Annotated in this window: 19 protein-coding genes; 12 read left to right on the top strand and 7 right to left on the bottom strand. The window is 44.1% G+C overall.

What is annotated here, in order from left to right; translation table 11 throughout:
* Positions 1–5: 5 nt before the first annotated feature.
* The gene (ccoN, locus tag ACR64G_RS08280; RefSeq protein ID WP_435978830.1) at positions 6–1,487 is read right to left on the bottom strand and encodes a cytochrome-c oxidase, cbb3-type subunit I; all 1,482 of its coding nucleotides are present in this window, start codon (positions 1,485–1,487) and stop codon (positions 6–8) included.
* Positions 1,488–2,213: 726 nt separating this feature from the next.
* On the opposite strand from ccoN, the gene ACR64G_RS08275 reads away from it, so the two are divergent.
* Entirely contained in the window at positions 2,214–2,603 is a 390-nt protein-coding gene (locus ACR64G_RS08275; protein WP_435978829.1) for an SCP2 sterol-binding domain-containing protein, read from the top strand.
* A 142-nt stretch (positions 2,604–2,745) separates the two neighbouring features.
* Here the strand turns inward: ACR64G_RS08275 and ACR64G_RS08270 are convergent, their stop codons facing one another.
* Positions 2,746–3,690: a hypothetical protein gene (locus tag ACR64G_RS08270; protein ID WP_435978828.1), complete on the bottom strand. Its 945-nt coding sequence runs from the start codon at positions 3,688–3,690 to the stop codon at positions 2,746–2,748.
* 422 nt (positions 3,691–4,112) lie between these two features.
* Between ACR64G_RS08270 and ACR64G_RS08265 the strand changes: the two genes are divergently transcribed.
* From ACR64G_RS08265 to ACR64G_RS08255, 3 genes are all read left to right on the top strand, one after another.
* On the top strand, positions 4,113–5,348 hold the full coding sequence (locus ACR64G_RS08265) for a lipoprotein-releasing ABC transporter permease subunit (protein ID WP_435978827.1): 1,236 nt from the start codon (positions 4,113–4,115) through the stop codon (positions 5,346–5,348).
* Positions 5,349–5,412: 64 nt separating this feature from the next.
* A complete protein-coding gene (lolD, locus tag ACR64G_RS08260; RefSeq protein ID WP_435978826.1) occupies positions 5,413–6,093 on the top strand; it encodes a lipoprotein-releasing ABC transporter ATP-binding protein LolD in 681 nt (226 codons plus the stop codon).
* Between the two features lie 122 nt (positions 6,094–6,215).
* Entirely contained in the window at positions 6,216–6,524 is a 309-nt protein-coding gene (locus ACR64G_RS08255) for a hypothetical protein (protein WP_435978825.1), read from the top strand.
* 44 nt (positions 6,525–6,568) lie between these two features.
* Here ACR64G_RS08255 and ACR64G_RS08250 read toward each other — a convergent pair whose 3' ends face one another.
* Complete coding sequence (locus ACR64G_RS08250; protein WP_435978824.1) at positions 6,569–7,144, bottom strand: DUF2062 domain-containing protein; 576 nt, start codon at positions 7,142–7,144, stop codon at positions 6,569–6,571.
* Positions 7,145–7,778: 634 nt separating this feature from the next.
* On the opposite strand from ACR64G_RS08250, the gene ACR64G_RS08245 reads away from it, so the two are divergent.
* The 4 genes from ACR64G_RS08245 (at position 7,779) to ACR64G_RS08230 (ending at position 13,689) form a co-directional block, all read left to right on the top strand.
* Positions 7,779–10,451, top strand: coding sequence for a ComEC/Rec2 family competence protein (locus ACR64G_RS08245; RefSeq protein WP_435978823.1), 2,673 nt, complete (start codon positions 7,779–7,781; stop codon positions 10,449–10,451).
* A 260-nt stretch (positions 10,452–10,711) separates the two neighbouring features.
* Positions 10,712–11,761 carry a signal peptide peptidase SppA gene (gene sppA / locus ACR64G_RS08240; RefSeq protein WP_435978822.1) on the top strand — a complete coding sequence of 350 codons (1,050 nt, stop codon included), beginning with the start codon at positions 10,712–10,714 and terminating at the stop codon, positions 11,759–11,761.
* Between the two features lie 161 nt (positions 11,762–11,922).
* Positions 11,923–12,813, top strand: coding sequence for an alpha/beta fold hydrolase (locus ACR64G_RS08235; RefSeq protein WP_435980690.1), 891 nt, complete (start codon positions 11,923–11,925; stop codon positions 12,811–12,813).
* Between the two features lie 99 nt (positions 12,814–12,912).
* Entirely contained in the window at positions 12,913–13,689 is a 777-nt protein-coding gene (locus ACR64G_RS08230; RefSeq protein WP_435978821.1) for a CPBP family intramembrane glutamic endopeptidase, read from the top strand.
* 46 nt (positions 13,690–13,735) lie between these two features.
* Here ACR64G_RS08230 and dusA read toward each other — a convergent pair whose 3' ends face one another.
* The 3 genes from dusA to ACR64G_RS08215 form a co-directional block, all read right to left on the bottom strand.
* Positions 13,736–14,707: a tRNA dihydrouridine(20/20a) synthase DusA gene (gene dusA, locus ACR64G_RS08225; RefSeq protein ID WP_435978820.1), complete on the bottom strand. Its 972-nt coding sequence runs from the start codon at positions 14,705–14,707 to the stop codon at positions 13,736–13,738.
* Positions 14,708–14,777: 70 nt separating this feature from the next.
* On the bottom strand, positions 14,778–16,091 hold the full coding sequence (locus tag ACR64G_RS08220) for an MFS transporter (protein ID WP_435978819.1): 1,314 nt from the start codon (positions 16,089–16,091) through the stop codon (positions 14,778–14,780).
* A 142-nt stretch (positions 16,092–16,233) separates the two neighbouring features.
* Positions 16,234–17,859, bottom strand: a complete 1,626-nt coding sequence (locus ACR64G_RS08215; protein ID WP_435978818.1) for a phospholipase D family protein — start codon at positions 17,857–17,859, stop codon at positions 16,234–16,236.
* Between the two features lie 538 nt (positions 17,860–18,397).
* On the opposite strand from ACR64G_RS08215, the gene ACR64G_RS08210 reads away from it, so the two are divergent.
* The 4 genes from ACR64G_RS08210 (at position 18,398) to ACR64G_RS08195 (ending at position 22,165) form a co-directional block, all read left to right on the top strand.
* Complete coding sequence (locus ACR64G_RS08210) at positions 18,398–19,579, top strand: O-succinylhomoserine sulfhydrylase (protein ID WP_435980689.1); 1,182 nt, start codon at positions 18,398–18,400, stop codon at positions 19,577–19,579.
* A 60-nt stretch (positions 19,580–19,639) separates the two neighbouring features.
* The gene (locus ACR64G_RS08205) at positions 19,640–19,969 is read left to right on the top strand and encodes a YbaB/EbfC family nucleoid-associated protein (protein ID WP_435978817.1); all 330 of its coding nucleotides are present in this window, start codon (positions 19,640–19,642) and stop codon (positions 19,967–19,969) included.
* A gap of 143 nt (positions 19,970–20,112) precedes the next feature.
* Positions 20,113–20,706 carry a recombination mediator RecR gene (gene recR, locus ACR64G_RS08200; RefSeq protein ID WP_435978816.1) on the top strand — a complete coding sequence of 198 codons (594 nt, stop codon included), beginning with the start codon at positions 20,113–20,115 and terminating at the stop codon, positions 20,704–20,706.
* A gap of 166 nt (positions 20,707–20,872) precedes the next feature.
* Positions 20,873–22,165 carry a ribonuclease D gene (locus ACR64G_RS08195; RefSeq protein ID WP_435978815.1) on the top strand — a complete coding sequence of 431 codons (1,293 nt, stop codon included), beginning with the start codon at positions 20,873–20,875 and terminating at the stop codon, positions 22,163–22,165.
* 2 nt (positions 22,166–22,167) lie between these two features.
* Here ACR64G_RS08195 and ACR64G_RS08190 read toward each other — a convergent pair whose 3' ends face one another.
* The gene (locus ACR64G_RS08190; RefSeq protein ID WP_435978814.1) at positions 22,168–22,845 is read right to left on the bottom strand and encodes a lipase family alpha/beta hydrolase; all 678 of its coding nucleotides are present in this window, start codon (positions 22,843–22,845) and stop codon (positions 22,168–22,170) included.
* Between the last annotated feature and the right edge of the window lie 29 nt (positions 22,846–22,874).

Below are 22,874 nucleotides of genomic sequence, written 5' to 3'. Positions count from 1 at the left end.
GCTCCTTATACTTTAGCGGTCTGTGGTTCATCAACACTAGGGTTATGATCTGTTGGATCAGCGAGCATAACAGGCTTACCTTCTGGCATCTTAATCGTGCGATAGACGTTGTAGGCCATAATAAACATACCTGATACATAGAGCAGACCACCAAAGGCGCGACCGATGTAGGGATAATGCGAGAACTCAACCGTATCAACAAAACTATATACCAATGTACCGTCAGGATTGGTGGCAAGCCACATCATGCCCTGACCGATACCTGATATCCACATAGAGACGATATAGAAAATAGTACCTGCTGTCGCTAGCCAAAAATGCGTCGTAATCAAGCTAATAGAGTACATTTTAGGCTTATTATAAATACGTGGCAGCAAGACATATAACGAGCCAATCGTAATCATACCGACCCAGCCGAGTGCACCTGAATGCACGTGACCAATAGTCCAATCCGTGTTATGTGACAGAGCATTAACTGTCTTGATTGACATCATTGGACCTTCGAACGTTGACATCGCATAAAACGATAAAGCCACGATCATAAAGCGAATGATTGGATCCGTACGTAATTTATCCCAGCTGCCTGAGAGTGTTAATACGCCGTTGATCATCCCGCCCCAAGAAGGCGCAAATAGAATGATTGAAAAGACCATCGCTAGTGACTGTGTCCAATCTGGAAGCGCAGAATAATGAAGGTGATGACCGCCTGCCCACATATATGCGGCAATCAAGGCCCAAAAATGCACAATAGATAAGCGATATGAGTAGATAGGACGACCAATCTGTACAGGTACAAAGTAATACATCATACCCAAAAAGGCTGCTGTGAGATAAAACCCTACCGCATTGTGACCATACCACCATTGCACCATCGCATCAGTAGCACCGCCATAGAGCGAATAAGACTTAAAGGCGCTAACAGGAATTGCCATGCTGTTTACAATATGTAGTAACGCAATCGTAATAATAAAAGCTGCAAAGAACCAGTTAGCCACATAGATATGCGACGTCTTACGCTTAATCAAAGTACCAAAGAACACAATGGCATAAGATATCCACACCAGTCCAATCAAAATATCAATAGGCCATTCAAGTTCCGCATACTCTTTAGATGAGGTCAAACCCATAGGCAGAGTAATGACGGCCGCGACAATAACCGCCTGCCAACCCCAAAAGGTAAACCATGCCAAATACGGCGCGAACAACCTTGTCTTACAGGTACGTTGAACAATATAATAAGACGTTGCAAAGAGAGCACAACCACCAAACGCAAAGATGACAGCGTTCGTATGTAGAGGTCTTAGATGACTAAATGTCAGCCATGGAATGTCAAAATTGAGTGCAGGCCAAGCCAATTGCGATGCAATAAATACACCTAGGCTCATGCCGACAATGCCCCAAATGACGGTCATCGTCGTAAAGAATCGCACGATAGTGATTTCGTACTCACTATCAACGGGGGCGATTGCTGTGTTTTGTAAACTCATGGGATGATTCCTTTACAGCCTAAATTATCAACAGAATTAACCATCAATACGCTACCGAAAAATAATACTCAATCGCTAATTACCTCACAAGAATACCTTTTAGGGCAATCACTACTACTATCGTATAAACACTCGTAAGGGATTAATAGCTTAGAATAAGTGTTTGTAGGATAGTAGTATTTGACGAGATCTAAGTATCAACTAGAGTCAAAAATGGTAGGACAAATGTGGTAATTATGCACCAAACAGTTATAAAAATAGGATACAAATCATAAATGTAGACCAGCTGCGTCTAATATAAGTCGCGTCTACACAATGTTTGGTTAAAACTCCTGACTCTGTTTAAGGGTATTGTAACGCAATCTTAAGCAAATATCATCAGAACTGTGACTCAAAATACAAACTCTTTGGTAAATTATTATCCAGACAACTAATTATTAAAAGTGCTGTTATGGCCTTGAATTCTGATTTTTGTATTAGGCACAAGGTAAGGTTTAAGATAACCTTTTTGTTACAATTTAGTCATTGGGACTGAATTGGGGTTTTACTTGCAAGCTTCTTGCACTCTATAATGAGAATGAAAACGAGTATCCTATAGGGATCAAGATGTTTAGAATTTAAGATTTTAGATAAATGGCTTTTTAAGTTATTTATCTCAATCCTATCTAAGCATCATTACTTTCAATAATACTAAATGTCAGCATGACAATAATTAAGGATAATACCATGGCAGTTTTTTTGACAGATGAATGGTTCAATGAAGTTGAGACGTTAGGTCGTGAGGCAGGCGAGCTAAACTTGCCACCAGCACTAGCCAATATGGTTATCAATCTCAAAGTGTCTGACGGTGATAACGTTATGGACGCTAACTTTGCTGACGGTCTTTTAAACCGTGGCCTCAATCACGATGCTACAACAACGTTGTTACTTGATCGCGAGACTCTACAGTCTTTCGTTACTGGCTTTGATATGAATCAGATCATGGGCGCCTTTATGAGTGGTAAAATTCGCGTCGAAGGCGACATGTCGCAGCTAATGGCAGTACAAACGGCGCGCCCAAGCTCAGAGCAAAAAGAGCTGTTCAAAAAAGTCAAAGATATGACGACTATGGCCTAAGCGCTAGATTCAACTAGCAGCAAGCTGTTACAGAAATACCGCTCACAAGTGTTTTAGACAGTCACAAAAAGAGCCTCTAATAAATTAGAGGCTCTTTTTTGGTATTAGTAAAGGTATTTATCTTTTAGTTATTGTTTTCTAATTATTGGTTCTCTTTGTAGATAGCCGCTTGTAGCCAGATATTAGCTTGTATGTAATCATTGACGCTAATGGCATTAGTCTGCTGCGTATGAGCAGCACCAATACGAACAACAAATGGATCCGCATCTTGCTCACGCAAAACGACCACATCGAACAATATAATGGATTTACCATTAAATATCGTCTCTTGCTTACCTAGTACTTGCCCTTGACACCAAGCTTCGTCTTCTTGACCTAAGGTATCACCAAACAAATACGCACACATGTGACCTAAATTGATCTCAATAGGAGCCATCTGCTCTTTGGTTTCAGGCTGCCAGTCTTTGATCTGCTCTTGAACGTCTTTTGGTACTTGACCGTCATTAGCGGCAACGATGTCATTAAAGGCACGGTGATAGCGAATGGCATCGGCATCTTCAACCTTAATTACCTCACTTTGTTCACTCAGACTGATCTCATGTGCCCAAGCGCTAAAATTGACAAAATAGGGAGTACCTTGTTGGTAAAGCTGATGATTGGCAGTATATAGCTGATCGAAAGCATAGATAATACTACCATCAACACTGCGTAGTCGTAATACCGCATCTTGAGTGTTTTCATTGGCGATAATGCGCTCGATTCGACACTTCAGGCCGTAAGGACCATCGACACAAGGGTAAGCATTGATGAAGCATTCAGGCTTGCCATCACGCATAGCGAGCACTTGATTGATATGACAGGGCTGATTTTCTGAGAGCAATAGGCACTTGTCTTCAGCGCTAGCACTAGTGTTAAGACCTTTTGGCATCGTCGCTTTTTCAATCATCCCCTGCAGCCATTCTGGTACGTCACGGCTCATATCGTCCGTTAATATACGCCAATGATCACCATGACCTGCGGTCTGATCATCACTCAAAGTTATTTTTGTAGGGGCTTGTACGTTTTTATATTGATAGTTAATAGTCATGAGAGTACTCAAAATGTAGTCAGTCACAAAACCTGGCAATAAAGCAGGCGCTTACATAGAGATAAATGAGTTACCGATAACGGTTAACAATACCTCGCCATAATAGGCGCACGCTTATCCAGTTCTGTTAATGGATTAATTCGTCCTTAGCATACAATATATAGGTATTAGGATAACTAATAGCAAGCCCCTCATAAAAAATAATGACATCGCGTCTGATTTTGATAAAAAGTACGAGGAGTTTATGTGAATCGCTGGCACATGTGAGATGATTTGTGTCAAACTAGCCGTTTTTTGGCGACCAGCATTAACGGTGCGTCTAAAACCCTATCTGTACGTAGACCTCATTTTTTAGCGACTGTTTGACCAGTTGTTTCGTATACTTCAAGTAGGCTTCTACAGATAAGATAAAGAGTTTAAATATGTTTCGTCCTTTAGCGTTATTTATTGGCTTGCGGTATACCCGAGCAGAGCGCAGTAACCGTTTTATCTCTTTTATATCTCTAATATCTATGGTCGGTCTGACTTTGGGTGTGGCGGTACTAATCACTGTATTATCAGTGATGAACGGCTTTGATCGTGAGCTTAAAACCCGAATATTAGGGATGGTGCCGCAGGCAACGGTTATCTCAACAGAGGTGATTGGAAACTGGGAGCAACTGGCTAATCAGATCGAAGAGGATCCTGAAGTTTCAGCTGTTGCGCCCTTTATCCAGCTTCAAGGCATGCTGACCTCAAACGGTCAAGTGGCTGGCATCATGGTGACAGGTGTGGAGCCTAACTACGAAAAAAACGTCTCAATTATTAATGACAATATGATTGAGGGCGATATTGATACCCTAAAAAACGGTGATTTTAGTATCGTTTTGGGGGAGGAGATGGTGCAATCGCTCGGACTACGTTTGGGCGACAAAGTGACTTTGGTGTTGCCAGAAGCTTCACCGTCTGCGGCAGGTGTGATACCGCGCTTTAAGCGTTTTACCTTGACAGGTATTTTCAGCATCAGTCCAGAGGTTGACAGTCTAATGGCGTTCATCCCTATGGGTGATGCAGGAAAATTACTGCGCTTGCCGGAGGGCGCGCAGGGCATTCGCATGAAGCTCAATGATTTGTTTAACGCACCGTTAGCAGCGCAGAACGCCGCGGCTATTGCTCCTAACCAGCTTTATCCCAATGATTGGACGCAGACACACGGTAATCTGTTTGGTGCGATCCAAATGGAAAAAGCAATGGTAGGGCTACTGCTGTTTTTGATTATCTTGGTTGCCGCCTTTAACATTGTCTCAAGCCTTGTCATGCTTGTCACTGACAAAAAAGCAGATATCGCAATCCTCAAAACCTTTGGTGCCTCACCGCGCCTGATTACGCAGGTCTTTATGGTACAAGGGGTGGTGATTGGGGTCATCGGTACGGTCGCAGGGACAGTGCTTGGTGTTATATTTGCATTGACAGTCAGTGATATCTTGGGCTTTATCAATCAGAGCTTTGGCCTTAATTTATTCGATGCTTATTTTATTAACTATCTGCCTTCACAGCTGCGTTTAACGGATGTAGTACTCATTACTGGGGTATCTTTTATCTTAAGTTTCTTGGCCACTATTTATCCGGCGCGCCGTGCTGCCAGAATTCAGCCCGCTCAAACCTTACGTTATGAGTAGTATGTGCCACCACTCTTATTAAAGGGTTACTTTAACCGACAAGAATAACTATAAAGGAAGCGCTATGTCTGCCATTTTAGAGGCGACCAACATTAGCAAAATATACGATGAAGGGGCTGTACGTACTCAAGTATTGACGGGTCTAGATCTAACCGTCAATGCAGGCGAGCGTATCGCTATCGTCGGTACTAGTGGCTCAGGCAAAAGCACTTTGCTCCATCTATTGGGTGGTCTCGACACGCCAACCAGTGGTGAGGTATGGTTACATGGCAAATGCCTAAACCATATGAATGAGACAGAGCGCGGGTTGATGCGTAACCAATACTTGGGGTTTATTTATCAGTTTCATCATCTATTGGCGGAGTTTACCGCAGTCGAGAATGTCGCTATGCCGCTACTGATGCGTCCAAAAGTCTCGACAACTGATGCTCGCGCGCAGGCTATTGATATTCTTAACAACGTCGGATTAGATCATCGTCTTAATCACAGGCCAGGAGAGTTATCGGGCGGGGAGCGCCAACGCGTTGCTATCGCTCGTGCTTTGGTGACTAAGCCTTCATTGATACTCGCTGATGAGCCAACGGGTAACTTGGACTATGACAATGCTCAAAGCGTGTTTGGTATGCTCTCAGAATTACAGAGTACTATGCAAACAGCACTGCTTATGGTCACGCATGATCGTAACCTTGCCGCGCTCGCTGATCGCCAGCTATTACTACGCAATGGTCATTGGGAGACTTACTAGTATTAGCTCATCTGACCTGTGCCAGCTAGTTTAACTTGTGTTAAACGATATAACATCGTACTGAGTAGAATTTTGCCAACAATAGCGCTATGCCAACTTAAATAACATAAAGGATAACTATCATGTTTAATTACGAGGATCCGATTGCAGCTTTTGGTAGTGCTGAAGAAGGTAATGATCCGCTAAAGCCTTATCTAGATCCAACCCTCTACGATATAGTAGACAGAGATAGTCAGATAAAGATGCTGACTGCGGTATTTGATGCGATTACTTTGGGTGGTGTGGACTACGATTTAAATGCTCAAACCAGTACCACTGGCAAGATGCGTTATACGCTCACCAAAAATGGTGAGGTCGTTACGGTGCTATTTATGGAGACTAATTTTTCAGACTTGGTTGTTGATGCAATCAATAAAACGCAAAAAAGCTAAGACATTTAGACGAATTGAACTTGACTAAGGCCATGATTGAAACCTTACAGCTTAGGGTTTTTTTTGGCTCTTAGTCGTTGACGATTTTGCCAGCTACTTACGGTCTTGTAGCGCCAAATGGCTTTGAATGCTAAACCGCAAATAATACTACTAATAATAGCGAGTATCGTCAAACCCAAACAAAGTGCCGCTATAGAGACTGATCCCTTGTAAGTTACAAAGGGGTTAGCGCCGCTCGATAATATCCACAAGCTAAAATCTGCAATCATCCTTCCTATCAGTCTCAGACTGATCATCGGTACATCAATAATTCTAGCACCAATATAGTAGCCTGCATAAAATACAGGCAGGGTAGTGAGCGGATTGGTAATCCACGTCAGACCAAGCGCCATTGGCACATTGGCACGAAATATTAGCGCGCCTATGAGTGCCAATAACATCTGACCTGGCAGCGGAAAAAAAGCACTCAAGACACCGATGTATACTGCTTTATTGAGACTATGGCGGTTAAAATGCCATAGCCGAGCGTCTGCTAAATGCGGCGCAAACAGCTTCAGTATTCGGCTTTCTAGAATTTTTTCAGGCGTGGGTAGCAGGTTTTTGAGACGTTTTTGAGACACAGGCCCGCCTTTGATTATAATTTAAGCCTGCTCAACGTCTAACGAGAGGCTGGTATGCAACGAGGTTATGAATGGCATATGCCTAGGACATTTATCAATGTAAGAACGAGAATACGCCCATAACCTTAACACGATAACGAGTGTAGGGAAATACAAAAAAATTGCTATTATAGTGGGGTATGGGACGACGTAAGTTTGGAGAATACTTGTCACCAAGTCAATATGCCTGATATTCTATAGCCCAAAGCTAGTGACTACTCAAAGAAAACGACTATCAGATAGAGTTGCTTTAAGGCAAAGGATAGATTACTTCCCTATCTCAATCATCCAGCAACGAATGATTAAGCAACGAATCACTAAGCAACGAATCACTAAGTAAGGAGCGTAAGTGTATTGGCTGATAGGCACTCTTATTATAGGGGTTATGCTCGGAGTCTTGGCAGTTGCAAGTAGCCTAGCATCTACGCCTATAACGTTAGTAATTACGTCAGCATATTCGTCACTGTCTGTGTTTTTTCTAGCTGCCATACTATTGTTTTTGACAGCACGGCATAGTGCACTAATTGCATATCCTACTCATTTATACGTTTCTAAAAAGTCCTCTAAGGCTGTATACAGTCTCTTTTATTATGTAATGATCACAGGACTTACTATCGCCGTCATCGCAGGTAGTGCGTTACAAGCCATTAGTCAGTATCAGCAAGCAGAAAGCACAAAAATTACTGACACCCTACGTATCAAAGCACTGGTTACTATCGAAGGCGTGAGCGACAGTGTTTATAATGCGGCGACCAATAGCAGCTACCGTCAAGTCGCAACGATCAGTGATCTATCTCCACTAGTCTCTGACATAACAGCGGCTGAGTTAACCCGTACCTCGTTTTCTGACGTGAATAGTAGCCAAGATCCTACTCAAACATCAACGTACAAAGTATTGCTCAACGCTTACCCAAGAGAGTCCTCAGATGCTCTTGATAGTCTGAACGATCTACGTCCAGGCGACCAGCTATTTATGAGCTTGACCTTGTCGCCGCTTGCGACCTCTGAGGAGGCTATGAATAACCCCTCAGGTTTTGATAGCTATCGCTGGTTACGCGGTCGCCATATCGATGGGGTAGCCGCTATTGGATTGATAGGCGAGCCTATAGCGAATATCACAGAGCCTTCAGCGATTACCATAGAGCCTTCAGCGAATATCACAGAGCCTTCAGCGATTACCATAGAGCCTTCAGCGAATATCACAGAGCCTTCAGCGATTGAAACTCGACAATCGACGTCTTATCTTGAACGTTTTCGCACTCGTATTGATAAAAAACGTTGGCAACTGCGTCAGCATTTTTATCAAGATTGGGAGACACAATCAGAGGCGCTACAACAAGCGAATGCGGTAACACTAAGTCTGCTCACCGGCGATCGCAGCTTAATTAATCGCAGCACTAAAGACTTGTACCAGCTAGCAGGTATCTCTCATCTATTAGCAATCTCGGGCACCCATGTGTTGTTCTTAGCGATTGTGATGGCAGGCTTAGCGACTTTCATAGTCGATCGTCACTGGCCAACGCTTTATCGCTATTTGCCGCGCTGGCAAGTACGCTGGTATATGATGATCAGCGCTGCATTTATCTACGCGCTATTTACAGGATTTGATGTGCCTGCTGCGCGTACTGCTTGGACGTTGTTGGCTATAGGGTTTGTGCGTTTGACTTTGCTACCGATAAGTACTTTGCGCGTATTACTTGCCTTGGCCATCATTATGGCGTGGATCGACCCTTATGTGTTGTGGCAAGCGGGATACTGGCTATCGTTCATCGCTGTCGCATTATTACTCAAGTATGATGATGCTTACGTATTGCAAGCTAAAGCAGTGTCAGGCTTTTCTCAAACCAAGCATTCGCAGCTCAAACCCAACTCTATCAAAGGTAATGAGACGCAAAAGCGCAAAATAGCGTCTCAGTTTGTATTTGCTTTTAAGCGCTTATTTAAACTTCAGTGTTGGTTATTTATCGCCTTATTACCTGTAACTCTATTACTTTTCGGTAAGGCGTCACTGTGGGGGCTCATCGTTAACCTGTTCGCTATCGGTTTATTCGGCTGGGTTATTGTGCCGCTGAATTTATTAGCAGGGCTGTGCTATCTCATTGTACCTACTGTAGCGGACGTGATTTGGACGCAGGTGAGCATGCTGGTGCTAGGCTTGCATAAGCTACTATTATGGCTGACTTCACTACCTGCACTGCTTGATGCGTGGCTATATACACCAGTGAATGCGGCTATATTATTCATAGCATTTCTTGTGATATTGCCTTGGCTGTTACCTCGTGGTCTGATTAGCCGAGTACTTGCGCTACCGCCGTTGACGCTTTTGATCATGACGATTTATGCCAACGCGCAAACGCTAGCACAACTGCCAACCCTGTATGTGTTACCAACAGGAGATGAGTATCTAAGCGCTGCTATACTGCGCTACTCTGCGACCGATCAGAGTACTAGCCATTGGTTGTTTTTGGCTGATCATCGTGCGCGTCATACCCGTAGTAGTCAAAGTGCACTCAATGCTCAGAAGCTATCTGCAAGCTTAGATCAGCAGCTACGTACGCTCTCTATCAAACGTTTGGATGGCATCGTGGTGCAAACCAGCGCTATCGATATAAACACTACCTCCAGCGCTGCATTTGATGAGCTGCTACCTAGAACTGTCGATGCACTTGTCCAAAGTATGCCTGTCAGCCAGTATTGGCAAGCAGGTCGCTATAATCTTTGGACAGACAAAAAGCGAGCGGACAAAGCATTAAAACCTAAAATAAAAGACAATGATACGCGTATAACGGCGCAGCAGTGCGGAGCTGAAAAGACATGGCAGATGGCAAATAAAGAGCTGTCTATCGAGGCGCTGACAGGCTGGAATGAGATTGATGATGCTAGTGTATGGGACTGCACTATCGCACTTAACAGCCGTAGGCCTATCAAAGTCGTGCGCTACAATCCTAGCAATCCTCTACAGTCGCCGCAGTTATCTACAAATCAGCATTCTAGCAATAAAGGATTCACTGATAGTGCGCTGCCCAGTAAGTCGCAGGCACGTATCGTACTTGATGTGGCGACTCACAAGCGCACTTGGCAAATGTGGTCACTGCTTTGCGATGCTAAGTCTTTTGCTACTGCCAAGGCTTCTGGCGACCTAGTCACTTGGCTAAGTCATAGTAGCTCACAGGTCACTACTGAGATATTGGCTCAGTATCAAATCACAGAGTCACTGACTTACGATGGTGCGTCCTTGCCAGCAGCGCTTGCTCTTGATGACCGCTAATGAAGGTTCTTAGATGACTATTTGTAAACGATTATCTACAAACGATGACCTTTAAACAATTTTCCTTAAATAATGCCCTCCAAATGTTAAGCATCGGTTTAACGACTCAATATTCGACAGGAAATCGTAGGTCACAAAATTTCAATATAAACGTGAGAATTTAGAGTTTCTCATAGCCAAGCTATTGAACCAAGAGTAGAATGCCACCATGATCGTAGCTGATCTTTATTGTTTAGCGTGTTATCAACCTAGGAAGTCATATGCCCAACTGGCCACCAGATCCTAACAAACGTTCCGACAACGCGGCAAATCCGTTACAGCAGGTGCCGCAGCAACCGAACGGACAAGAATGGCGTCTTATCGAAAAAACCCTATTAGCCAGTGTGCAAGAACAACGTCGAGCGCGGCGCTGGAGTATCTTTTTTAAGTTACTCACTTTTGGCTATATTTTATTTATCCTTTTGACCTTTAGCCGCGGTTGTAGCAGCGACAAACCTACAGGTATCGATGGTATCAACACCAGTGGTCCACATTTAGCAGTAGTGGAGTTACAAGGCGTTATCAGCAATGCTGATGTGGCCAATGCTTATGATATCAATGAAGCTTTGACTCGCGCTTTTGAAAATCCTAATTCCAAAGCGGTAGCATTAGATATCAATTCGCCTGGTGGTTCACCCGTTCAGTCTGATGAGATCTGGCAGACGATGATTGACTTGCGTGCTGAGTACCCTGACAAAAAGCTCTATGCGGTCATTGGTGATATCGGTGCTTCTGGTGCTTATTATATCGCTTCAGCGGCAGATGAGATCTATGTCAATCCTTCAAGTTTGGTAGGGTCTATTGGGGTTATCTTACCCAGTTATAACATCGAAGGACTGATGGAAAAAGTTGGCGTAGAAGATCGTACGATCACAGCCGGTAAGTACAAAGATATACTCAGCTTATCGCGCCCGCTATCAGACTATGAGGAACAGCACGTTGAAGGCGTATTGGCTAATACCCATAAGCACTTCATCGATGCGGTCAAACAAGGTCGCGGCGATCGTCTAAAAAATCCAGAAGAAAATGAGCTGTTCTCAGGTTTGTTTTGGTCAGGCGAGCAGTCGATAGCACTAGGATTGGCAGATAAAAAAGGCAGTATAGCAAGTTTAGAGAAGCAGTTAGAGCTTGATAATGTCGTCAACTATACGCCAATAGATCCGTTCCAGTCGCTTATGGATCGTTTTGCTATAAAATTAGGGGCAGGTATCGGCTCAAGCGTTAATCTCGACCTACTACCGCAGCAAGAAGGCAATGCTGAGATGCGCTAGTATTGTTCTCAACACTCACTGAGCTACAAAAAGGCTGAACTAAAAATGTTCAGCCTTTTTTGCATCTATCTTAACCTCAACGAAATTTCAGGGTTATCACTGTTCAATTTAGTCTATAATTCTATGTTTGATATCAACAAAAACCACAAGAGCGCCCTATGATGAGTACCATCAACTCGCAAACCTTTGCCTCGCTACCGATATCGACTAAAACTCAAAAACCTATCCTACATTTTGCTCATGCTAATGGCATGCCAAGCGCAGTTTACGAGCCTTTTTTTGCAGGTTTAAGTGAGTTTTTTACGGTTGAATACATTCCTATGTTGGGCGCTGAGCCTGATTATCCTGTCGATGATCATTGGCGTCGTCTCACCCAGCAGGTTATAGATAGTGTTGAGCGTACTTGCCGAGAGCACGGCGTAGAGCAGCTTGTTGCTGTCGGTCATTCATTAGGAGCAATGTGTACTTTGCAAGCACTGTACCGAGCGCCCAAACGCTTTAATCAGGCGGTACTCATGGATCCGCCTTTGATATATGGACGTAGCAATTTTCTGATGCATCTAGCCAAAACGGTAGATAAATTACCAATGATGAATAATCGTTCGATGGATAAATTGTCGCCCTCAGGAATATCAAAACATCGCCGTGATGTTTGGGATAGTCGAGCCGATGCCTATGAGCAAATGCGCAATAAGGGGTTTTTTAAGAATTTTGATGAGCGTAGCTTTGAGGGTTATATCGAGCATGGGTTACATGAGCGTGCAGATGGTAAAGTGACTTTGGCTATTCCCAAAAAAAACGAAGTTGCTGTATTTCGCACTAATCCCTCATTGTATTGGCTAACTCCAAATCATGCTCCTAATCCACCAGTTACGTTAATCATTGGGCAGGAGAGTATTTTTCTAAAGCGTAGATTTCCACAAAAAATAAAAGCTCGCTTGGGCATAGATTTTGAGACACATAAAGGCGGTCATATGTTCCCCCTTGAGTATCCAGATAGTGTATCCGCGCAAGTGCTTGACCTAATTGCAAAGCAGCTAAAAACCCAATAGGTCAGTAGTTATTGTTTTTATACCTACTGGCGGTGTATAAATAGCCAGTAGGTATCTTATAAGATACTCTGAGTCAAACTACTATGTTATCGAAATATTATGCCTGATGTATCAAACGCTACTGATAGTGAGATGATGAAATATAAATCTTCTACACCACTATTCTCAAAATTTGGCGTAATCGCGCTGATTATCGGTATGGTCATGAGCTTTTTTGTGAGCCAGTTGGTAGGCGTATATATCGCAGGCAAGTTGTATTTGCCAGCAGCAAAAACGCTATCGATTGGTACTCTTTTCTTTATCGGCAGTAACGATGGCACCGTCGTGAGTGTCTCAATTATCATCGCAAGTTTACTTATTACGACTGTTATTTCATTTGTTATTCGCTCAAAGGGCGGGAGCATCAAACTGTATTTGGCGCTCAAACCTTTTTCGATTGCCGTAAGTATAGGTATGTTCGCGCTGCTACTGCTGTTTGCGCTTGGTAGTCAGGCAGTAACGTATTGGATAGAGGCAACGCCGCTGGTCTTCGTCGACCCTTTGTACCAGTCGGTGAGCTCTGTGTGGCTACTCATCTTTGCGATAGTGATCGCAGCGCCTATCTATGAAGAGTTGGTATTTCGCGGTATCTTGTGGTCAGCGATTAGCGAGCAGTTTAGAGGTTCACGCGGCGCTATTGTTGCCAGCGTAGTGACTAGCTTAGTTTTCGCGCTCATTCACATTCAATACGGCTGGTATGAGATCAGTACTATTGTGCTGCTCGCTCTGCTGTTCAGTTATGCGAGAATCAGATCAGGCTCTTTGTGGTTACCTATTTTGCTTCATATCATCAACAACGGTATCGCTATGTGGCTATACATCTCACAAGTAAGCTGAGCTGACTTAGGTTTAATGTCTGATATCTGATATCAAATGCTAAACGTTAAATATCAGGATTGAGCTGCAAAATCTCATCCGCGGCTTGTTGTATCTCTGCGATAGTCAAATCAGGTTTACCACTCAATGCCTGCCGCCATTTGCGCGCTCCTGCTAACCCTTGAAACAGCCCTAGATAATGCCGCGCCATCGTTGGCAAACGCTCACCCTTTGCCACTTGCTCCTCTAGATAAGGATAAAGCTTGGCTAAAATATCTGAGCGCTTAGGAATAGGGGCGTCCCATAAACTATTAGCCTCTGCCAATAGATATGGATTATGGTAAAACGCGCGGCCTATCATTACCCCATCAATATGTTGCAAGTGCGCGGTTATATCTGCGACGGTTTCTATACCGCCGTTGATCTCTATCATCAGATCTGGAAAGTCTTGTTTGAGACGATAGACATCATCATAGCGTAGCGGCGGGATTTCGCGGTTTTGCTTGGGACTAAGACCTTGTAGCCAAGCGGTACGCGCATGTACGATAAAACGCTGACAGTTGGCGTCAGCGACCGTCTGTACAAAGTCGCTCATAAACTCGTAACTATCAAAATCATCGATACCAATGCGGTGCTTGACCGTGACTGGAATATCAACGGCCGCTTGCATGTGCTTGACTAAATCTGCGACTGTCTTTGGCTCTGCCATAAGGCACGCGCCAATCTTGTTATGCTGAACACGATCAGAGGGACAACCGACATTGATGTTGACCTCATCATAACCATAGCGCTGGGCAAATACAGCGCACTGAGTCATCTCGTCAATATCAGCGCCGCCAAGCTGTAACACTAGTGGATGCTCACAGGTATCAAAGCGCAAATGCCTGTCTCTATAACCATGTATCAGCGCACCTGTACTGATCATCTCAGTATATAGATAGACGTGCGGGTTGAACTGGCGTGCAAAATAGCGATAGTCTGTTGTCGTCCAGTCAATCATCGGCGCAACAGACAGGCGTTTTTGAGTCATATCAAGCATTTTTATCGCCTTTATTACTTTTTGATCTAGGGGCTGTTTACTTTTTTTGAAGCATCAAGGTTCAAGCGCTTTAAATCGTATCGTCAATCGTTTTCATCTCAGGTAAGTTGTAAAAATATAATCCCATCATAATGCCAATAATGCTGATAAAAGCAATATATAATGCCGGCGCAAAACTTATGACCAAAGTGGCGTAGCCAAGACCGAATGGAATTAGGCCACCGACGATACCATAAGTAATGTTATAAGAAAAAGAGAGGCCTGTCAGACGCACATTGGTTGGAAACAGTTGTATCAAGATGGCAGGTACCATACCGACAATACCGGCGCTAAATCCCAAGACGGCAAACATAATCAGAAGATAATCACCGCCCGCCTGCAGGTGATAATAAAAGGCGAAGATTTGGCTTATGAGTAAAATCGAGCCAATGACTAGTACTTTGCCAAAGTTTTGATAATTTGAGATTATGCCATAAAACACACAGCCCAAAATCATAAACACCACACCAAGACTATGTGAGAGGCCAAATACATCGTTATCAGGAGAAAAACGTAACTCAATTAAATCGGGTAGTATGAGCACAATAACTAATGTAATGCTAGATATGACCAATGTCAGCATCATACTTATAAATATTGAGTGCTTGCAGTATTTAAAGAGTAAGGAGAAGGGCTTATTGGTACGCCTAACATACTTAACGTCGTCGTCTGACTCTTTCATACTGACAAAAAAGGGCGTCTCTTTAACACGGCGCCAAAATAGAAGAGGCAAAAAACTCAAGGCAGCAGCGACAAAGAAAGGAATACGCCAGCCGTAATCAACCATCTGCTCAAAGGCCAAGGTATTCTCAAGCCAGATAAAAAACCCGTTAGAGAATAATACACCAATAAAAAAACTGGCCGTCACATAAGCGCAGCCTACCGATAGATACTGACGCGGAACATGCTCAGCTACAAATACCCAAGACAAAGGCACAAAAACTCCAAAAGACATACCTTGAATCAAGCGTAGTGAAATAAAGAGCACAGGTGCCACAATACCCCACTGTGCATATGTTGGCAGGCATGCCATAGCCAGTAAACTACTGGCGGTGACGAGCATACTGATAAGAAGAACCGGTTTTCGACCCTTTATATCACCATAACGTCCAAAAATAATACCGCCCAAAGGCCGCGCTAAATAGCCGACGGCAAATAGCCCCAATCCTTGTAGTTTTGCAACATTGACATCTATGACACCAGGAAATATAGCGGTGGCAACCGTATCTGCAATATACAGGTAAATCAAAAAATCAAAGAAAGTCACAGCAGTGCTAAAGCAGATAAACACAATCGTGTTTCTATTATTTGACGACATCAGCTTATACTGAGAACGAGAAGGCATAAATACTTAATCCACAAGTTAAGACCGAGACCAAAATAGGTGCACAAAAGTTATCCTTTAAGCACAAAAACAGACCATTCACCGTAGTGACTGATCCTAATGTTCAAAAATAGACAAGGTATAAAAAGAGGGTTAAAAACAACTACAGTAGCCAGTCGATAGGTAGCAAAGATAATATAGTAAGCCAGATATGGTCACTCATATCGACTCGTGGTTCGTTATCATAGACAACAGGTTTGCCGTTTTCGATCGTATGCCACTGAAGACTATCCTCATCTACGAGTTTGACTTCATAAGCCTGCATCAGCAGATCGTCACCAATTGCTTCATGTAATTGCCGCGCAAGCTCATCGTCATTGATGATCACACCCATTTCAGTGTTAATATTAGCAGAGCGTGGGTCGACATTATACGAGCCAATAAATACTTGATGGTCATCGATAGCAAAGGTTTTGGCGTGTAAGCTGGTTGATGACTGACTGCGAGCTCGCCACAATTTATTGTCGCGCTTTTCTTCGCTGGCGGTTGACTTTAGCTCATATATCTTGATGCCCGCTCGCAAGAGCTCAGGTCGCCATTTACTGTATCCTGAATGCACCGCGGTGACATCTGTCGCATCAAAAGAGTTGGTCAATATTCTAATCTCAATACCAGAGTTCGCTAGTGCAACCAAAGTCTCAACACCGTCCTTTGTAGGTACAAAGTAAGAGGAGATTATAGTGAGTTTTTCGGATGGACTCCCAAGCAAGGTGCGCAGTTGATGGACTAAGTTGGTATCGCTAGCGACAGATTTCGTCAGTTTACCTACGTCATCACTTAAAAACTGCATATCCGTCCAGCGAAAGGGCACCTGTTTATTAATTAGATCCTCATCTATGGTTGAGTCATCGATTGCATTTCGATAAACGGCTAAACTACTTTTCGTGTTGCTTTTCTCTTCTTCTCTGAGCTTACTTAAGCCATTCAAAAAGTCAGTCGTCGCCCCTTCATCTAAGCTAACGAGTGTCTCTATATCAAAAGAGATGGGCGCTGACCAATAACTGGTAAAGCTATTGTCAATATCGGCGACGACTTTACCTATTAATAAAACGTCCAAATCTGCAAATTGACTGCTTTGATCGTTACTTAAATACTCATCTCCAATATTACGACCACCGATAATGGTAATTTGTTTATCAAATATCATGCTCTTATTATGCATACGTCGATTGATACGCGGCAAACCGGTGACAAAGTTTAGTGTCTGAAACTTACGATGCATTAAAGGATTGATAATACGTACCGCAGTGTTAGGGTGGCTTGCAAAGCGTAGCAAAGTCTGATCGAGCTCAGCGCTACTATTAAAATCATCAATCAACAAGCGCACAATGACCCCGCGCTCAGCGGCCTCCCACAGATCCTTGAGCATCAACTGTCCGGCTTGATCGTTGTGCCAGATATAGTACTGTACATCGATGCTGCGCGTGGCCATATCGGTCAAAATACTACGAGAAGCAAAGGCGTTAGCGCCTGTAATGATAGGGTGATAGCCTGAGAGCTCAGGATGAATGTCGTTTTGCTCACTTATGGCATCTATCAGATCCGTACTGACCCTAACCGTACTATCGTTATTGTTGTCTTGATAAAGGGCGTTTAGCCGTGCTGATAAATTTTGACTATCAGGTAAATGAGGTTGATTGGGTAGTGCTTGACAGCCACTTAGCATCAATGACAACCCAAGCGTCAGACTTAAATAGTAACGACTTAGCGTTAAGTGAGACAATGACATAGCGGATTTACCTTAGTGGGCTTAATGTACTCATTAGACATCTTGAGATGATAACATTGATTAAGACAAGCAGAGTAATAGTGTGCAACGACGCTTTTTAGTTTGGCGCTTTTATCAGGCTCTAAATCGGCGCTAATTTTATCAGCTACGTTCAGTACTGCCTATCTAAAAAATATTAATTTTGTTGTGATTTAAGTATCAAGCGATTTTTTGATTGGTAATGATCGTGCTCAAACCTATTCCCTATTGCTTGTAGTTTACTAAAATTAACGCATAAGAATGTCTATCAACGCCGATGTTTGATATAAAGTGACATGTTATGATAGCGGTCAGTTAAAATGACGTTATAGACATTTACCCTCGAACCCGAACCATGCCCTAAAACAGAACCACGGAAAAAAGCGTTATGAGTGAGTTGCAAAAACCTAATATTGAGATAAATAGTATTGATACAGACAACGACAGCGCAAGCGATGTGAATAGCGGTCTAGATCCAAATTGGCGCTCTGATGCGCTAGATCTGGACGCCGGCTACGGTATGCAAACGATGGCTGTGCGCGCAGGACAACACCGCAGCGATGAAGGCGAGCACTCAGAACCTATCTATACCACCAGCTCCTATGTCTATGCGTCAGCAGAAGACGCCGCTGCCCACTTTAATGGTACCAAGACTGGCAATGTCTACTCACGCCATACCAATCCGAGCGTACGCACCTTTGAGCGCCGCTTGGCGGCATTGGAGAACGGCGAGCGCGCAGTAGCGACCGCCTCTGGTATGGGCGCAATCTTGACCATGTGCCTAGCCTATCTTAAACAAGGCGACCATCTGCTCGCTGCCAATCAATTATTTGGCTCATCCATTGGACTGTTTAACAATTATGTTGCCAAGTTTGGGGTTGAGGTCAGCTATGTAGATTGCTTCGATAACGATGCTTGGGCCAAGGCAGTACAGCCGAATACTAAGGTGATTTATTGCGAAAGCCCAAGCAATCCTTTGGCGCAAATTTGTGATATCGGTTATTTGAGTGAGCTGTGCTGCGCTAATGATATTCTACTAGTCGTTGATAACTGCTTTGCTTCTCCTGCCATTCAGCGTCCATTAGACTTGGGCGCAGATGTGGTGATTCACTCAGCGACCAAATATCTAGACGGTCAAGGCCGGGTATTGGGCGGCGCGCTCGTAGGTAGTGATAAGCTCATGCAAGAGGCATTTACCGTGGTACGTTCAGGCGGCATCAGTATGAGCCCATTTAATGCTTGGGTATTTACTAAGGGACTTGAGACCCTCAAATTACGCATGCAAGCGCATTGCCAAAACGCCAATCAAGTCGTTCAGTTTTTGGTGAATCATCCTAAGGTGAGCACGGTGCATTTTTCAGGATTGCCTGATCATCCTGCCCATGAACTAGCGACTCGCCAGCATCATATGAAAGACGGTTATGGTGCTATCATGGGCTTTGAGGTCGAGCCGTCTAAGTTGCACAATGCAAAAGCAGCGGCTTGGCACGTTATAGATTCGACAGCAATGATCTCAATTACCAATAATCTTGGCGACGCTAAAACGACGATTACCCATCCTGCGACGACCACGCACTTTCGCTTATCGCCTAAAGATCGCGCTGAAGCTGGGGTCAAAGATGGATTGATACGTCTATCGGTAGGACTTGAAGACGCTGAGGATATTATAAAAGATTTGGCACGCGGTTTAGACAGTTTATAAAGATAGCGGTATAATCGCTTATCACTATTGTTAATCATTTATCAAAACACAGAGGACATTATGAATATTCAAGCGCTCATGCAACAAGCACAAACGATGCAAAAGAAAGTCGAAGCTAACGTTGAGAACGCCAAAAAAGAGCTGGCTAATAAAGAAGTACAAGCGGAAGCGGGCAGTGGTCTGGTCAAAGTAACGATGACTGGTCGCCACGTGGTCAAACGTATCAGCATCGATCCAAGCTTGCTAGAGGATGAGCCTGATCTGATCGAAGATTTGATCGCGGCTGCTGTTAACGACGCGGTTCGTCAGGCCGATGAATTGTACGAAGAAACGATGACAGGTGCGACCTCTGGTATGGGTCTACCCCCTGGTATGCAAGGCATGTTCTAAACTTTGACATTCAAGTACCACTGCAAAGATGCTCAGAGATGTTGACGCTAGCAGTCAAAACATGGGGTTGTTATCACGACGATACGACCCCATTTTTATACCTATCATTTAGTATTCATTGTTAATAGCGAAAGGATGACAATTTGCTTACTGCTAAATTTGATCAGCTCGTCAAACAGCTACGTATTTTGCCAGGTGTAGGGCAAAAGAGTGCCCAGCGTATGGCGCTGCATTTATTGACCAAAAAGCGCCCTCAAGGTATGGCGCTCGCCCAAGCGCTTGATGAGGCAATGCGCGATATCGTTGAATGTCAGCGTTGTCATAGCTTCAGTGATGATAACGTCTGTCCCTTATGCCAAGACCCTAGGCGTGATGAGACCACTCTATGTGTGGTTGAAACTGCCGCTGATGTGATGGCCATTGAGCAAACGGCAGGCTATCGCGGTCTATATTTTGTATTAGGCGGACATTTATCTCCGATTGATGGTATTAGTGCGGATGACCTCAATATTGATCAGCTGGTTTGGCGGGTTAAACAAGAGCCTTTTGATGAGGTGATACTCGCGACAGGCACGACCGTAGAAGGGCAAACCACAGCGCACTTTATTAGCGAAGCGGTCATGCGCCATGTCAAAAAAGTCACGCGCCTAGCACAAGGCGTCCCTATGGGCGGCGAGCTTGAATACCTCGATAGTATGACTTTGGGTCAAGCGCTGCAAAACCGCTCTTTTTTGTAGTACATAGCAATTTTAGCTCGTTATAGACCTATAGATTGAATCATTTGCGGCAATATATGAGTACTTTAATTTATCAGTCTCTGCTACTATAAATCTTTGTTTATTAATATATCCCAACTACGAATCGCTAGATACTAGCGATTTTTTATTATGCAGGTATTTGCCCGTGCCCAACGCTCAAACTGATATGAACGCTCAAGATAGTTTTTTGATGCCAGATGCTGATAACCCTGTAGCGGTTAGTTCACAGGACTCGATACCAGAAGAGCCAGATATTGATGCTCTGTTAGATAGCGCAGATGAGGCTGCGATTACTTGGGTACGTGAGCAGTATCAGTTAGAGGAAGTCATTGATGCACTAAAAACCTGCGGGCGTGTGGCACTAGATACCGAGTTTATTAAGCGTGACACTTACTATCCGCGTCTGGCACTGGTACAGCTCAATGTGGGTGAGCATATCTACTTGCTGGATGCGCCTCAATTGCAACTCGGTGAGTTCTGGCAGGCGCTGACCGAGGTAGATGTCGCTATTTGGCATGCCTGCGGTGAAGACTTAGGTATTTTCTACTTACTATCTGGGTGCCCGCCATTGACCAATGTATTTGATACTCAAATTGCACTGTCTTATCTGACGGGACAATTACAAATGGGCTATCAGCAGGCATTGGATGAGCAGCTCGATATGCACATTGATAAAGAACAAAGCCAATCTGATTGGCTACAGCGTCCGCTGACAGATGAGCAAGAGCAGTATGCTATCGATGACGTACGATTTCTGCCGGCGCTATACCTGAGTATAGAGCACGCGCTCAAATCAACAGGTTTATACGATTATGTCTGGGCAGATTGTCAGCTCTACGCCTCGGAGCTATACGAGACGCAGCACGTAGAAGACGATGCGATGTACCTGACCATGGCAGATTACCGTTATAACTCGCAGCAGATGGCAATCTTACAAGCGGTCGCCACTTGGCGTGAGCAGCTGGCACGGTCGACCAATCAGCCGCGCACCTTTGTCATAAAAAAACAGGCCGTACGTGAACTCATCACTGAAAAGCCTAATACCATGCGTGAGCTGGCACACAAGACGACGATGCACCGCAGTATGCTACGTCTATATGGTGAGGAGCTACTCACTATTATTAAAGAGGCAAAAGCGCTTCCTGCTGCCGAACAACCTGCGCTTTTAGCGCCGCCATATCGCTCAAAGAATAAAGTGCTCTCCAAGGCCGTCCAAAATGCGATAGACCAGCAAGCTGAAAGCATCGGCGTGTCTGCAAATGTGCTGATGCGCAAAAAGTGGCTTAGTCAACTTTATGAAGTCATCGCTTATGATAAAGACTTAGCTGAGATGCCAGAGGGGTTGCAAGGGTGGCGCAACGAGTGGGTGACGCAGACTTTAATACCCGTCATTGAGGAACACAAAGTCGAATTACAACAGGGTATGGGGGTTCGGTAACTCTATGTATGCTCAAACTCCCCATGTTCTAAAAACCAAATAGCTTGCACCGAGACATCTTTATTAACCAGCATACCCGTATGAGTCACAGGTAGAATAATATGATCGGTAGCGCTGGCAAGCCGAGTCTCTGTCACATAAACGGTTCCATCATGAGCCAAATCTTTATTAGCTAGTACACTATTAGCTTTACGTAATCTACGATTATGGTAGCTTAAAATCGGCTGACCCAAACCTTGTGCTTTATTACCAGCAATAACGCCAAGTTCAATGCCTTCTGGCAACGGTGCAACCGTCCCGTCCAAAGCCTTCTCATATGATTGACCGACTATAGCAGGTAGTAGTCGCCAAATATAATCGCCACTGACGCTGCCATTGTGCGGGGTTCCCAAAGTGACGCAGCGCCCGATTTGCCACTGCGGATAGTGTGCGATAAAGTCGCGAATAATCAGGCCGCCCAAACTATGCCCGACAAAATCTATAGGTTGATTAGGATTGTGATTCTTCTCTAACCATTTATTTAAGCGCGTGCTATTGGTTTTGATATTGTCACGCATACTGCGGTAGCCAAATCGATGCGTATTATAACCTTTAGCTCGAAGACGCTTCGCTAATGGTCGCATAACAAACGGTACTTGATGCAGACCGTGAATGAGAATAACGAGATTGCTAATGGGCATTTGATTGTCCGAATAATTCGCTGAATCTA

It is taken from the genome of Psychrobacter sp. DM4 (assembly GCF_051307035.1).
In the GTDB taxonomy this organism is placed as follows: Bacteria; Pseudomonadota; Gammaproteobacteria; order Pseudomonadales; family Moraxellaceae; genus Psychrobacter.
Note: the sequence above shows the minus strand (reverse complement) of the source record. Positions and strands in the feature narration are given on the sequence as shown.

Coding starts and splice junctions, on each gene's coding strand:
- ccoN (WP_435978830.1), bottom strand. CDS start 1,487: ATGAGTTTACAAAACACAGCAATCGCCCCCGTTGATAGTGAGTACGAA.
- ACR64G_RS08275 (WP_435978829.1), top strand. CDS start 2,214: ATGGCAGTTTTTTTGACAGATGAATGGTTCAATGAAGTTGAGACGTTA.
- ACR64G_RS08270 (WP_435978828.1), bottom strand. CDS start 3,690: ATGACTATTAACTATCAATATAAAAACGTACAAGCCCCTACAAAAATA.
- ACR64G_RS08265 (WP_435978827.1), top strand. CDS start 4,113: ATGTTTCGTCCTTTAGCGTTATTTATTGGCTTGCGGTATACCCGAGCA.
- lolD (WP_435978826.1), top strand. CDS start 5,413: ATGTCTGCCATTTTAGAGGCGACCAACATTAGCAAAATATACGATGAA.
- ACR64G_RS08255 (WP_435978825.1), top strand. CDS start 6,216: ATGTTTAATTACGAGGATCCGATTGCAGCTTTTGGTAGTGCTGAAGAA.
- ACR64G_RS08245 (WP_435978823.1), top strand. CDS start 7,779: ATGATCACAGGACTTACTATCGCCGTCATCGCAGGTAGTGCGTTACAA.
- sppA (WP_435978822.1), top strand. CDS start 10,712: ATGCCCAACTGGCCACCAGATCCTAACAAACGTTCCGACAACGCGGCA.
- ACR64G_RS08235 (WP_435980690.1), top strand. CDS start 11,923: ATGAGTACCATCAACTCGCAAACCTTTGCCTCGCTACCGATATCGACT.
- ACR64G_RS08230 (WP_435978821.1), top strand. CDS start 12,913: ATGCCTGATGTATCAAACGCTACTGATAGTGAGATGATGAAATATAAA.
- dusA (WP_435978820.1), bottom strand. CDS start 14,707: ATGCTTGATATGACTCAAAAACGCCTGTCTGTTGCGCCGATGATTGAC.
- ACR64G_RS08220 (WP_435978819.1), bottom strand. CDS start 16,091: ATGCCTTCTCGTTCTCAGTATAAGCTGATGTCGTCAAATAATAGAAAC.
- ACR64G_RS08215 (WP_435978818.1), bottom strand. CDS start 17,859: ATGTCATTGTCTCACTTAACGCTAAGTCGTTACTATTTAAGTCTGACG.
- ACR64G_RS08210 (WP_435980689.1), top strand. CDS start 18,398: ATGCAAACGATGGCTGTGCGCGCAGGACAACACCGCAGCGATGAAGGC.
- ACR64G_RS08205 (WP_435978817.1), top strand. CDS start 19,640: ATGAATATTCAAGCGCTCATGCAACAAGCACAAACGATGCAAAAGAAA.
- ACR64G_RS08190 (WP_435978814.1), bottom strand. CDS start 22,845: ATGCCCATTAGCAATCTCGTTATTCTCATTCACGGTCTGCATCAAGTA.